11 protein-coding genes are annotated in these 13,640 nt (G+C 51.2%); 9 read left to right on the forward strand and 2 right to left on the reverse strand.

What is annotated here, in order from left to right:
• Positions 1-7 precede the first annotated feature (7 nt).
• The 3 genes from bamC to WH50_RS03930 all read left to right on the forward strand — a co-directional run bounded on the left by bamC (position 8) and on the right by WH50_RS03930 (position 2,915).
• Positions 8-1,417: an outer membrane protein assembly factor BamC gene (gene bamC / locus WH50_RS03920; protein ID WP_165838296.1), complete on the forward strand. Its 1,410-nt coding sequence runs from the start codon at positions 8-10 to the stop codon at positions 1,415-1,417.
• Between the two features lie 100 nt (positions 1,418-1,517).
• Positions 1,518-2,234 (forward strand): phosphoribosylaminoimidazolesuccinocarboxamide synthase, encoded by a 717-nt coding sequence (gene purC, locus WH50_RS03925; RefSeq protein WP_104154876.1) that lies wholly within the window; start codon positions 1,518-1,520, stop codon positions 2,232-2,234.
• Positions 2,235-2,423: 189 nt separating this feature from the next.
• Positions 2,424-2,915: a YcnI family copper-binding membrane protein gene (locus WH50_RS03930; RefSeq protein ID WP_110186131.1), complete on the forward strand. Its 492-nt coding sequence runs from the start codon at positions 2,424-2,426 to the stop codon at positions 2,913-2,915.
• A 142-nt stretch (positions 2,916-3,057) separates the two neighbouring features.
• Here the strand turns inward: WH50_RS03930 and nhaB are convergent, their stop codons facing one another.
• On the reverse strand, positions 3,058-4,566 hold the full coding sequence (gene nhaB / locus WH50_RS03935; protein ID WP_110186132.1) for a sodium/proton antiporter NhaB: 1,509 nt from the start codon (positions 4,564-4,566) through the stop codon (positions 3,058-3,060).
• 261 nt (positions 4,567-4,827) lie between these two features.
• Between nhaB and nudC the strand changes: the two genes are divergently transcribed.
• The 3 genes from nudC (at position 4,828) to WH50_RS03950 (ending at position 9,863) form a co-directional block, all read left to right on the forward strand.
• The gene (gene nudC, locus WH50_RS03940) at positions 4,828-5,622 is read left to right on the forward strand and encodes an NAD(+) diphosphatase (RefSeq protein WP_110186133.1); all 795 of its coding nucleotides are present in this window, start codon (positions 4,828-4,830) and stop codon (positions 5,620-5,622) included.
• A 107-nt stretch (positions 5,623-5,729) separates the two neighbouring features.
• Complete coding sequence (sohB, locus tag WH50_RS03945; protein ID WP_110186134.1) at positions 5,730-6,776, forward strand: protease SohB; 1,047 nt, start codon at positions 5,730-5,732, stop codon at positions 6,774-6,776.
• An 81-nt stretch (positions 6,777-6,857) separates the two neighbouring features.
• On the forward strand, positions 6,858-9,863 hold the full coding sequence (locus tag WH50_RS03950; protein WP_110186135.1) for a PAS domain S-box protein: 3,006 nt from the start codon (positions 6,858-6,860) through the stop codon (positions 9,861-9,863).
• Positions 9,864-9,896: 33 nt separating this feature from the next.
• On the opposite strand, the gene WH50_RS03955 is transcribed toward WH50_RS03950, so the two are convergent.
• Complete coding sequence (locus tag WH50_RS03955) at positions 9,897-10,757, reverse strand: prephenate dehydratase (protein WP_110186136.1); 861 nt, start codon at positions 10,755-10,757, stop codon at positions 9,897-9,899.
• A 316-nt stretch (positions 10,758-11,073) separates the two neighbouring features.
• Between WH50_RS03955 and WH50_RS03960 the strand changes: the two genes are divergently transcribed.
• From WH50_RS03960 to WH50_RS03970, 3 genes are all read left to right on the forward strand, one after another.
• Positions 11,074-12,012: a DMT family transporter gene (locus tag WH50_RS03960; RefSeq protein WP_110186137.1), complete on the forward strand. Its 939-nt coding sequence runs from the start codon at positions 11,074-11,076 to the stop codon at positions 12,010-12,012.
• Positions 12,012-12,674: a tRNA (guanosine(18)-2'-O)-methyltransferase TrmH gene (gene trmH / locus WH50_RS03965; RefSeq protein WP_110186138.1), complete on the forward strand. Its 663-nt coding sequence runs from the start codon at positions 12,012-12,014 to the stop codon at positions 12,672-12,674. The genes WH50_RS03960 and trmH overlap by 1 nt, the downstream gene beginning before the upstream one ends.
• A 278-nt stretch (positions 12,675-12,952) precedes the next feature.
• On the forward strand, positions 12,953-13,540 hold the full coding sequence (locus WH50_RS03970) for an OmpA family protein (protein WP_110186139.1): 588 nt from the start codon (positions 12,953-12,955) through the stop codon (positions 13,538-13,540).
• Positions 13,541-13,640 lie beyond the last annotated feature (100 nt).

The following is a 13,640-nucleotide window of genomic DNA, read 5'->3' on the forward strand; positions in this document are numbered from 1 at the left end:
GTACCTAGTGTCGTCTACTTTCACTAAGGTTCTGATCGCGACTGCTATTGGCAGTTTGCTGGCTGGCTGTGGGAGCAATCAGCAGAAAGAAAAAGCCAACCAGCAAGGCTTTTTTCAGGATAAGTTGACCAAATATCAGCAATCGCAGGTGCTGCCTCCATTGCAGGTGCCTCAGCATCTTCAGGCAACGACGTCCAATCTGGAAAATATTTATCCAGTTACCAACGTAGATAAAACCGGCTCGAAAAGTGAGCAATACAGCCGTGCACCACGCCCTGCGTTCTTTTATGCAGAAGTGGGTAACGACGAGGTCTATATGAATCGTGCCGATGGAGAAAAGTACATCTCCGTTGCCGATGCACCAGCTCAGGTATGGCCTCGTATGTTGCAGTACTTTGAGTACAACGGCATCAAGCTTGATAAGAAAGATCCTGCCGATGGCGTAATGGAAACCCAGTGGCTGGTCAGAGATGACAATGCTCCCGGCTTCGTTGATAACCTGTTGTCCTACATTTACCTGACCAGTGATCAGCGTAATGCCGACAAGCTGCGTGTCGAGTTGCGTCCTATCGATGGTGGGCGTACCGAAATTCGCGTCAAGCACTATGCCGTTAACATCAAGGAATATGAGTCAGGTAAGGCTGTAGCTGACTGGTCAAAGCCTGACAGTACCCTGAGCTACAAAAATCAGGTTATGTATGAAATCCTGAGTTACCTGAGCTCAGCTAAAGATGAGCAGTCTGCCATCAGCTATCTGGATCAGCAGCGCAAGCAGAAGGAAGACCATCAGGCACTGATGGGACAGAACGAGCGTGGCTATCCGGTATTGCAGATTCAAACTGGTATGGACTCTGCGTGGGAGTCGCTGAACTCTGCGTTGAATCGAGCCAACTTTGATGTCGGTACTCGTGATCGTGACACCGGTATTTTCTATCTGACTTATACCACGACCCTGCAGATGCAGGAGCACAAGAAGGGGTTCTTCGAGTGGCTGCATTCTGACAAGGAACCCATCACGCTAAGCTCCGACACTATCGGCAAGATTCTGGGTGTATCTTCTGATGGGAAGAAAAAGGTCGTCAAATACTCCTCTCAGACTAGTGAGAATCCTGATGCGGCTATCAGCAAGGATGATGCACTGGCGCAGATGGATGGTTACAAGATCTGGTTGGGTGGCCGGGTTATCTATGTTTTCCGCAAGGGGCAGGATAACGTCGGATTCTGGGATAAACAGTCTGGTACCTACAAGCATACAGGTCGCTATCAATTGCGCCTGAGCCGTACCCGTCAGGGGGTGTTGGTATCCGTTTACACTGATAAGGACACCTTGGCGACACCAGAGGTTGCTGAGGAAATGTTGTGGAAGCTGAAAAATCAGATGGTTGAAGTGGCTGACAAAAGTGCTTCAGGGTCCTGATTTTCAGATCGTTATATCTTGACTACAGGCCGCTTGCCTTTGGCGAGCGGTTTTTTATTTAACGCTCTAGCGACGTATTTAAGTTTAAGTGGAGATGACCATGGAAAAGCGTGCACAGCTTTATGCGGGCAAAGCCAAGTCCGTGTATGAAACCGACGATCATGATCTGTTGATCATGCTGTTCCGTGACGACACTTCTGCCTTTGACGGCAAGAAGATTGATCAGCTGGACCGCAAAGGAATGGTGAACAACAAGTTCAACGCATTCATCATGGAAAAGTTGGCTGCTGCAGGCATTCCTTGTCACTTTGTTAAGCGTCTGTCGGATACCGAAAGCGTTGTTAAGCGCCTGGACATGATGCCAATCGAATGTGTTGTGCGTAACATCGCCGCAGGTGGATTGGTTCGCCGTCTGGGTGTTGAGGAAGGAAAAGAGCTGAATCCACCCACATTTGAGCTGTTCCTGAAGAACGATGCGCTGGGTGATCCCATGATCAACGAGTCTTATGTTGAGGCCTTTGGTTGGGCTAAGTCGGAGCATCTGGCCAAGGCCAAAGAGCTGACTTTCCAGGTCAATACCGTGCTCAAGAAACTGTTCCTTGATGCTGGTATTTTATTGGTCGACTACAAGTTGGAGTTTGGCGTGTTTAAGGGCGAAGTGGTGCTGGGTGATGAGTTCAGCCCGGACGGTTGCCGTTTGTGGGATGCCGAAACCCGTAAGAAGTTGGACAAGGACCGCTTCCGTCAGGGCCTGGGTAATGTTATCGAAGCCTACGAAGAAGTGGGTAAGCGCCTCGGTATTGATTTCGACAACTGATATGACAATCGGGGCTGCATAAGCCTCGGTGGATGAGCAAAGCCCTGACTATCAGTGTAGTCAGGGCTTTTTCATTTTAGAGGAGTCCAGACTGGGCTTCTTGCATGGGCAGGTAAGTGCGACACCATGCCGCATAGTGGTTTTGGTACCTGAGAGTAGACTGCATCCATCTTTCGTTGGATCTTTACTATGACTATCAAACCCCTTTTCCTGTTTAGTGCTCTTCTTGTCAGTTCTGCAGCCTTCGCCCACATAACGCTGGAGCAACCGAGCGCGCCGGCTGGCAGCTACTATAAGGCAACCTTTCGTGTTCCTCATGGTTGCGAGGGACTCTCCACGACGGGGATTACCATCGAATTCCCGGATGCCTTCCATAAAGTACACCCCATGCCTAAAACGGGATGGGTACTCAGTACTATGCCACGTAAAGAAATACATGAGCCCGCAAGTGTAAGCTGGAAAGAGGGCTCTTTACCCAACGAGTGGTACGACGAGTTTGTTGTGCGCGGGCAGTTGGCCAAAGACGCTCCTGAACTACTGAGTTTTACTGTTCTGCAGCAATGTGGTGATGTAGTTGAGAAATGGGATCAGCCTATGCCTGCCGACGAGCATGCAGCAGAGCCCGAGTATCCCGCGCTAGTATTGCATGTCACTGCGCAACCAACTGAGCATCACCACTAGACTGGGGGCTTTGTTGTGCAGTGGTGTGCGAATGTACCGTAAGCACGTTCCGCCTTTGCGGTGGTACGTGACTGATGCGATAAAATGAAATCGGCCTGCAATTGCAGGCCGATTGGTATTGGCGTCGATGCTTGAACAGGTGTTACAGCAGCAAGGTGACCGCAAGCAGACCAGTAAGAGACATCACAATGGTGTAGGGGAGTGCCATCACTACCATGGTGCCATAAGAAAGGCGGATCAGAGGTGCGACGGCGGAGGTCAGCAGGAACAAGAACGCGGCCTGTCCATTAGGGGTTGCTACACTGGGTATGTTGGTGCCGGTGTTTATGGCGACAGCCAGTTTATCGAAATGCTCACGGCTGATATCGCCATGATGCAACGCATCCAGTACCTCGTTGATATAGACGGTCGCCACGAAGACATTGTCGCTGATGGCGGATAACAGGCCGTTGGCAATGAAGAAGATGCCTGGCTGAGCATGCAGATCCTGCTGCAGTACCCAGTGGATGATGGGCTGAAACAGATGCTGCTCATGGATGATAGAGACAATCGAGAAGAACACTACCAGAAGCGCAGTGAAAGGGAGTGCTTCTTCAAATGAACGGCCAATCTGATGTTCGTCAGTAATGCCATTGAGAGCGGTCAGCAGAATAATAACCATAAGACCGATCAGACCGACTTCTGCCAGATGCAGTGCCAGTGACAGGATCAGGATGATCGCCACAATACCCTGAACGCATAGAATCAGACGATCACGATCAGTACGCTTGGCATCTTCGATATTGGCAAACTCCTGAAGAATAGTGCGAACGTTGTCAGGCAGAGTCTCGCCGTAACCAAAGAGTTTAAGTTTCTCCAGCAAGACACAGGTCACGAGACCCAGCACCAGTACCGGCATTGTGACTGGGGCCATGTTGATAAAGAACTGGGCGAAGTGCCATCCCGCTTTTTCAGCAATCAGCAGGTTTTGTGGTTCACCTACCAGGGTGCAAACGCCACCCAGCGCTGTACCTACTGCACCATGCATCAACAAACTGCGCAGGAAAGAGCGGAAACGCTCCAGATCTGCCGAGTGACTGGAGCCTACCCCAACGTCATCAGAATGATCGTGATCATCAGGGTGATGCAGCACCTTGCCGGAGGCAACCCGGTGATAGACGGCATAGAAGCCTACGCATACGCTGATCAGTACCGCTGTTACGGTCAGAGCGTCCAGGAACGCAGAGAGGAAGGCGGAGGAAATGGAGAACAGCAGTGCCAGACTGGTCTTGGATTTTACCTTTAGCAAGATCTGTGTGAAGGCGGTCAGCAGCATCGACTTCATGAAATAGATGCCTGCCACCATAAACATCAGCAGCAGAATGACGGCGAGGTTGTTACTTACCTCTTCGTAGACGCTTTCGGCTGACGTCATGCCGATGACAATCGCCTCCAGTGCCAGCAACCCTCCTGGCTGGAGTGGGTAGCATTTCAATGCTAAAGCAAGGGTGAAGATGAATTCAAAGATCAGAATCCAGCCGGTCGTGACCGGGCCGACGACATGGAGCAGGATCGGATTGGCAACCAGAAAGCAGATGATGGCCTGCTTGTACCAAACCGGGGAGTTGCCCAGGAAATTTCGAAAAAGAGCCTGAGTGAGTTGTCCTGCCATTGGTCGCTATATCCTGTAGTGAGATTTCTATTCTGCCTGACGCGTATCAACTGCGGGGCAAGCCTAGCAACTTACAAAAAATGAAGAAAGTAATTTTGCAGCATAGTCAAAGGCTGCACTATGTCGACTTATAGTCCCTGTCTGTTGACTTCCTCAGGTGAACATGGAGGAATCCTGTCACAGCAACTTCGACCTGTCATGATTGCGTGGCGTCGCAAGGTAAATGAAGGTCTTTTTTGTCACGTAAGGTAGGAGTGCATAATGCGTTTTGTGATTACCCCGCCACGGGAGGCGAGGGCCGAGTCTGACCTTTTTGTGCTGTTACACAAAGGCGACATCGTAGTGTCAGCAAGTGGCAGCTACCTTCACCCTGTATCGGGTATTTCCCCGCTATTGAAGCCGAGTGCGTTGAGCATGCTGGGGGAGTGGCACGGCGTGGCTGTCTGGGTGGGGGTCATTGATGATCTGCCGCAGGGGGTGACCACAGCAGGGGTTCGTAGCTTATTGATGATGGCAAGCCCGGATGAGTTCACTGTTCTGGCCAGAGCTGTGCAATTGACTCACTGGCTGGAGCAGCATCGTTTTTGCGGCCGCTGTGGTACTGCGACCATGGCAATCGAGGGCGAGATGGCAAGAGGGTGCCCTGCATGTGGCTTGCGTGCCTATCCTCGTATCTCACCCTGTATCATTGTGCTGGTGCGGCGGGGCAGAGAGGCACTGTTAGCACGATCACCGCAGTTTGCACCGGGTCGGTATAGTACGCTGGCGGGCTTTATCGAGGCCGGCGAGACGGTTGAAGATGCGGTGCATCGTGAGGTGTTCGAGGAGGTGGGAGTGCGGATTGATAACCTGCGCTATGTCAGCAGTCAGTCATGGCCGTTCCCCCACTCGCTGATGCTGGGCTTCGAGGCAGACTATGTCAGGGGTGACATCACCCCTCAGCCAGGTGAAATAGAAGATGCGCAGTGGTGGACTCCCGAAGCACTGCCAGACCTGCCACCGTCGGTATCCATCTCACGACTGCTCATCGACCGGTGGCTGGCGCATAACCGTTAAGGGCAGAGAGATAGGGAAGTCTGAATACAGCAGGGCAGGTTTTGTTATGATGCAGCCGGACAACAGTTGCAGATAATGCAAGTTTTGAAAGCAGGAGAAGTAAGACCTTGGAACTACTTGCAGAGTACGGATTATTTGTTGCCAAGAGTTTGACTCTGGTGGTCCTGATTGTTTTGGCCATTGTGGCAGTGTTTGCTGCTGGTCGTGGCAATAAGGCGCCTGAAGACGGGCGACTGGAAGTTCGTCATCTCAATGACTGGCTCGAAGACATGCAGCAAGCCATCAAAGGTCATGTGCTGAGTAAGGCTGAACTGAAGGCTGAGGCTAAAGCGCGTAAGAAGGAAGACAAAGCCAAGGCGAAGGCTGCCAAACACAGTGAAGACGACGAAGTTGAAAGGCGCGTTTATGTCCTGGATTTCAATGGGGATATCAAGGCATCGGCAGTGGAGCACTTGCGTGAAGAGATCACTGCCTTGCTGACTCTGGCACGGCCTGGCGTCGATGAGGTCATGTTGCGTCTGGAAAGCCCCGGAGGCGTAGTCCATGGCTATGGTCTGGCAGCGTCTCAGTTGGAGCGCATTCGTGCTGCCTCGTTAAAACTGACCATCTGTGTTGACAAAGTGGCTGCCAGTGGGGGTTACATGATGGCGTGTATCGCCGACGAGCTGGTGGCTGCTCCCTTTGCTGTTCTGGGCTCTATCGGTGTGGTTGCACAGGTGCCCAACATTCATCGTCTGTTGAAGAAAAATGATGTTGATGTTGATGTGCTGACTGCAGGTGAATACAAACGCACGCTCACCGTGTTGGGAGAAAATACCGACAAGGCGCGGGAGAAGTTCAAACAGGATCTTGAACAGACTCATGAGTTGTTTAAAGGGCTGGTCAGTTCTTACAGGCCTCAGCTGGATATGGAAAAGGCCGCTACCGGGGAAATCTGGTATGGCAAACAAGCAGTGGAAACGGGCATGGTTGATTCGCTGATGACCAGTGATCAATGGGTTATGCAAGCCTGCAAGGCCTCTGAGGTCTACTGGCTGCGTTATACCGTGCGCAAGGGTTTGCAAGCCAAGATTGGTGGTATGTTTGCTGCGGTATGGGAGCAGGGCTTCGACAAGCTTGGGCAGTGGCTGGAGTCGTCGCGCTTCCATCGTTGAGATGCGATCATTGAGCATCGGGCATATCGTTTTATTGCTATTTACCAGACTGGGCACGATCCCACTACGAGCAACGTTACAATGGTTCGACTGAAGTCCTGGTTCCGCCTGACCCGTTTTGAGAGCTGCCTGATGATATTTGGCCTGTGCTCCATGCTGGTTCTGGCAGGGCAGGCCATCATTACACGCATTGCGGTAGAGCGCAGCAAGGTGCAAATCGTCCAGTCAGAGCTGACGCGACTGTCCATCTTGCTGCCGGAAATGCTGTCGCCTGTACTCCGCGAAGGGGATGTGAAAGCGGCTCGCGAACTGTTGCAACCGCTATTGCAGAATGACGATTCGGGAGTGACTGCGATTAATATCGTCAGTCCTTTCGGCAGAGAAATTCTGGCTTTAGGTGAGATCAATCAGAATGTCTTTTTGCGCGATGCCATGTCAGGGCAGGTCAGTGACGATGGCTCCACGATCTGGGCGCATTATGAGATAAAGCATCAGGGCGTGCTGCTGGGCACCATCAACCTAGGGATGACCACTCAGCCATTCCGTGGCGAAATGTTCATCATCAACATCGCTCATCTGTTGCTGGCATTGCTGGCGGTCATTGTACTGCCTCTGCTCATTCGTATCTGGCGTGAGTTGTCCAACAGAGAGCAGGAAAAGACTCTGTCTCTGATCACTGATTGGGACACCAAACGTCTGGAGCATATTCAGCCGCAGCAGAGTTACATGCTGTCGGGTGAGCGCTTGTTGACGCTGATTGAGCTGTGCAAGCGCCAACAGGAGCGGTTGAAAGACTTCTTCGAGACCACCACCGAAGCCTTGTTCATACTGGATGCGGATGGGCGCTGCCAGCGCTGTAATCAGGCGGCTCGTGCGCTTATTGGCATTGAAAGCGAAAGTCTGATCCGCTCCCAGTCTCTCATCAAATGGTTCTCGCATACGGAAAGCCAGTACTTCGACGAAGGTTTCTTGCAGCGCGATATCCATGAGGCTCTGGGTAAGAGCAATGCCTTTGACTACGAGGAGCTGATTCTTCATGTCGGCAAAGGCAAGCCCAAGCGCGTTGCTTGTCACTATCGCCCCTTTGATGTCGCTACCTCTACCGAGGCAGGTATTCTCTGCTGTCGTGATATCAGCGAGCAGCAGGAAATTCGCGAACGTCTGAGTCTGACTGCGCAGGTGTTCGAGAGCACTCAGGAAGGCATCATGATCACTGACGTGCAAAGCCGGGTGTTGGCGGTGAATAAGGCCTTCACTGCTATCACAGGGTATACGGCCGAGGAGATTGAGGGGCAGTTTCCCGATGTGCTGAGTTCAGGTATTCACGGTCAGGACTTTTATAAGGACATGTGGGACTCCCTGACCATGAAGGGCAGCTGGCAAGGGCAGATATGGAATAAGAACAAGGAAGGCAAGCTGTTTCCTGAATGGTTGTCTATCAGCGAGATTCGCAATCAGCGCGACGAGGTAATCAACTATATTGCGGTTTTTAGTGACATATCAGTGCTGATCAATCAGGAAACTGAGATCGGTAACCAGAACCGCCTGCTGCGCAATATTCTCGATAACCTCAATGATGGCGTGCTCGTTCTAGATCTCAACGGCAACATTCTGCAAGCCAATCTGCACGCCTATCGGGTGCTGGGGCTGTCGCCGGATGCTGAAAGCATTCATCAATGGAAAAGTGGCCGGTTCATTGTCGAGAATGGCGAGCTGTATGACGAAGGCGAGCCCATTTTGCAGGCACTGCAGGAGCACGTTATCTGGGACAAGGAATACCGTCTTGAGCGGCAAGGTCATACAGCCTTTATCTCCATCAATGCCAAGCCGCTTTACAACAACAGTGGCGGTCATATTGGCGCGCTGGTGGTACTGCGTGATATCAGCCAGACCAAGCAGGCCCACGCCAAACTGTTGCAGGCCGTGCGTGATGCTCAGGCGGCTAACCAGGCAAAGTCAGATTTTCTGGCAAGTATGAGTCATGAGATTCGTACCCCAATGAACGGCATCATCGGTGTGGCGGATATTCTTGCTGACTCTCCCGGATTAGGGGAGGACGAGCATCAGCTGGTAGATATCATCAAGTCGTCGGGTGAGCTGCTGTTATCAATCGTCAACGATGTACTGGATTTCTCCAAGCTGGATGCGGGCAAGCTCAAATTAAGCCAGGAGCCATTTAATGTCGGTCAGCTGGTGCAGGCTTCGGTACAGGTCGTTGAAGGCCAAGCCAGACAAAAAGGATTGGAATGTCGTTTCGAGGCCGTCGATTGTGCAGATGACTGGGTCGTGGGAGACCTGCAACGCTGTCGTCAGATTCTGGTCAACTTGCTGGGCAACGCGGTGAAGTTTACTGACAAGGGGTTCGTTTCCTTGTCCGTCATGCAGATGCGTAAGCTGGGGCAGGTGGCATGGTATCGCTTTACCGTGGAGGATAGCGGTATCGGCGTTGATGAAAGCTTCCGGCCATATCTCTTCACTCGTTTTGCGCAGGCGGATACTTCAAGTACGCGCCGGTTTGGCGGAACGGGGCTAGGTCTGGCGATCTGCCGCCGTCTGGTCGATCAGATGGGGGGGTATATTGATGTGGATAGTGTCCCAGGAAAAGGCAGCCGTTTCTGGTTTGAAATCCCGCTCCCGGTAAGAGAAGGGCAGCGTGAATTGGGGCGTGCCACTGACGATATGGCGTTTTCTGCTTCCTATCGCATCCTGGTTGCTGAAGATAATCACGTGAATCAGGCCGTTATCGCCAGAATGCTGGAAAAAATGCAGTTGCAGGTGGATATGGTGGCCAATGGTGATGAAGCGGTCAGAGCCTGGCAGCACAGTCGCTATGATCTGATCCTGATGGACTGGCGGATGCCTATTCTGGACGGTTTGGAGGCGACACGTCGTATCCGTAGCCTTGAAGAGAGCGATCAGCATATGATCATTGTTGCCTTGACGGCCAACAGCTCAGTTGAGGACAGGCAGACCTGTATCGAGGCCGGAATGGACGATTTCCTGCCGAAGCCCGTCAAGTACGAACAATTGCGTGATGTGTTGTATCGTCATCTGGAAACAGGGGCGCAGACCTCTGTTCAGCATTGAATGCGCTGACTTCGTAGCCAGCGCATTGATTCGTCAGTCAATCAACTCATAACTGCGTCTGACAGGGTGAGCTTCATAAGTGCCCAACACTCTGATATTACGGGCAAAGAAGGTCAGCTCTTCCATGGCATGCTGCATGGCTCTGGTATCCTGATGGCTGGCAATATCTATATGAAACTGACTTACCTGTAAGGTGCCACCGGTCATATAGCTTTCCAGTTTGATAAGGTTTATGCCATTGGTCGCAAAACCGCCCAGCGCTTTGTACAGCGATGCCGGCAGGTGGCTGACGTTGAACATGATCGAAGTAATGTAGTGTTTGCCTTCCTCCAACGGAGGAACCTTGGCATCTCTGGCAAGTATGATGAAGCGTGTAGTGTTGCCAGTCATATCCTGAAAGTTCTCCTGTAGAACCTCAAGTCCATACAGTTCAGCGGCAAGAGATGACGCAATAGCTGCCTGGCTGGGGTCTTGCAAACGACTGACTTCCAGCGCAGCGCCCGCAGTATCCAGCTTGGCGACGGCCCGCAAACCCAGTTGCTTGATGTGACCATCGCATTGCGCAAGAGCCTGGGGATGAGATCCGACCGTAGTGAGACCTCCGATTGAGGCGCCTTTCACACCGAGCAGGCAGTGATTAACAGGCTCGAAGTGCTCGCCAATGATGTGTAGCGAGGTCTTGGGCATCTGTCGGTAGATTTCCTCCACCCGACCGGCAGTGGAGTTTTCTACCGGAATCATGGCTAGTGCCGCTTCTCCTCTCTCTACCTTTTCCATTGCTTCCACAAAAGAACCACATGCCAATGCAGGGATATTGGGAAACACCTTTCTGCATGCCAGATGAGAGTAAGCTCCTTCGTGGCCTTGGTAAGCGATAACAGTAGTAGAGGACATGACAATTGCCTGATTCAGGGTGGTAGGAAGAGAGGATGTTGTTATCAGAAACGTTACTGCATGAACATTCCTGTATTCTTGAAATATGCAGCGCGTTTTGCCTCAGCCTTGTAAATACTTCGTCGCAGCTCAAGCAGTCGTGTTACGAGTATCCAGGATACTCTGGGTAGTTTTTTCCTTGCTGAGTTAAGCAAATCTGATCAGAGAGTAATAAATATGAGTGGCGCTTATCATGCGCTATGCCACACTCTGCAGCGCTTTGCTGGCCACATGTTAACAGAACTCTTCTGGCCTGTGAGGTATTGCAGGAGTTGCTATGTCTGATGTATCTCAAATTTCCGTTGCCCGCGGGCAAACTGACAATGTTGCCCTAGGGGCATTAGTGTTGGCCATGGTGCTCTGGTCAAGTTCCTTCATCGCCTTGAAGTACGCTTTCACCTCTTTTGATCCTCACTTTGTTATCTGGGGGCGCATGTTTACGGCGTTGTTATGCTTTTTGCTGGTGATCAGAAAAGTCTGGAGCGGCTTTCGGTATCAGTCAGGTGACTGGAAATATTTGCTGATGATGACTGCTGGCGAGCCGTGTCTCTATTTCCTGTTCGAGGCCGCAGCATTGCAACATACCACAGCAGCTCAGGCAGGGATGATCACCGCCTTGTTGCCACTCACTGTGGCTGTGGGGGCGGCTCTATTTTTGGCAGAGCAGGTTAGTCGGCAAACCTATCTGGGTTTTTCGGTGGCGATAGTCGGGACAATTTGGCTCAGCTTAGCAGGCAGTCCAACGGATCAGGCACCTAACCCGTTGCTTGGAAATTTCTATGAGTTTCTCGCCATGGTATGTGCCACTTTCTATACCCTGGCATTGAAGCATTTGAGCAGTCGTTATTCATCACTATTTTTGACTGCTTTTCAGGCGTTTTCTGGAACGTTATTCTTCTTGCCTTTTGTCCTGCTGGGGCCTGCGCCTTTGCCCACAGAGTGGCCACTTGTACCCAGTCTTTCAATCCTCTATCTGGGAACTGCAATTACCTTGGGAGCATATGGGTTATATAACTTTGGTGTTAGTCGTATACCGGCCTCACGTGCAACGGCCTATATCAATTTGATACCGGTATTCACGCTTATTCTCTCATGGATGCTGCTGGGTGAACGATTCAGTCTGGCAGAACTGACCGCTTCAGCATTGGTGTTGGTTGGGGTGCTGATTAGTCAGGTAAAATGGCCATTTCGTCTGGCAAGAACTGTAACAAGCTAATGACTCCGGAACGCTATACCAAACTTAACCAAGTACTTGATTGTCGCCAGCCTGATCTGACATTGCTGACAGATCAGGTTCATAAACCACGCAATATTGCTGCATTGATTCGTAATTGCGATGCAGTAGGTATTCAGCAGATGCATGCGGTTACGCCTGCGGTTTCTCACCGACCATTCAATGGTACGGCAAGAGGGAGTCAGCAGTGGGTTGATCTGATCATGCACGACAGTGTTGAAAATGGTGTCATATCCTTGCAGCATCAGGGCTTTAAGGTTGTCGCTGCGCACTGGTCATCCCGCTCAATCAATTACACAGACTGGGACTACACACAACCAACAGCACTGCTGCTGGGCGCTGAGCGCATGGGGGTCAGTACACGAGGTGCTGATTTGGCAGATGCCCATGTCATTGTTCCCATGGTGGGGATGGTTGCTTCACTGAATGTCTCGGTTGCCGCAGGTATAATTCTGCAAGAGGCTCAGCGTCAGCGTGCTGTAAAAGGCATGTATGAATATTGCAGACTGGAAGAGTTGGAGCGCTCTCGCATCTTCTTTCGCTGGGCGTATCCACGCATTGCTGAAGTGTGCGACCAGAATGGGCAGGCATACCCCCTTCTTGATGATATAGGTAATTTGATTGAGCCTTGGACGCACGGCTAATTGTTTCAGCGAGAACCTGGATGATCGAGAAGGAACTTGAATTTTTTCTAATCAGTCGTCAGATTAGATTTGTAATTCGGAAGTAGTCAACTAGACTCGATTTAGGTGAAAATCATGCAGAAAGCGGCGTTTAGTCGCCGTAAAGGCTGTGAACGCTATCATATTCTCATGTATACTTTCGAACACTTGCTACGTCTCTCTACTGGAGCTCTGTGAGAGGCTTGATCCTTACACTGTGGCGGTAGAATTTTTATTCAAGGAACTAAACGAGGTTAGCCATGAAAAAAACCGTGACTGCTCTGACTCTGGCGCTGGCTGCTAGCAGTTTTGCATACGCGAACACTGAGCCTACTTCTTACTGGGTATCCAGCAACGGTAAGGTGGTAAAAGACGGCTTTGACGGTTGTGTTAAAACCACTCAGTGGAAGGCTGAAGACGCCTATATCTGTACCGGTGAGAAAGTTGAAGAGCCTGCTGTTGCAGCTCCTGCTCCTGCAGCACCTGTATATCAAAACGTGGAACAGTCTCTGACTGTGTACTTCCCCAACGATGTAGCTAAAGTTTCTGCTGCTAACCAGGCTCGTCTGGCTGAGTTCGCTGGCAATATCTCTAGCACTATGAAAGATGTTGAAGGTGTGATGGTTTCTGGTCACGCCAGCTCACCTGGTTCTGACGGCTACAACATGCGTCTGTCTCAGCGTCGTGCAAATAACGTTGTTGGCGAGCTGAACAAGCTGGGCGTACACAACGCTACCGTTAATGCTTATGGTGAAACCGATCTGGTGTACGATGCCAACGGTAAAGAAGACCAAGAGCGCAGCCGTCGCGTAGTTATCGACGTGAATGGCAAAAAGCAAGTTAACTAATTAGCTTGCCGAATATAAAAAAGGGGCTTATGCCCCTTTTTTATTACCTTGAATACGGCCGCTGGGCTGAGAAGCAGCAGTCAGTCATATCTCCTAGTGG

It is taken from the genome of Pokkaliibacter plantistimulans (genome assembly GCF_003194385.1).
In the GTDB taxonomy this organism is placed as follows: domain Bacteria; phylum Pseudomonadota; class Gammaproteobacteria; order Pseudomonadales; family Balneatricaceae; genus Pokkaliibacter; species Pokkaliibacter plantistimulans.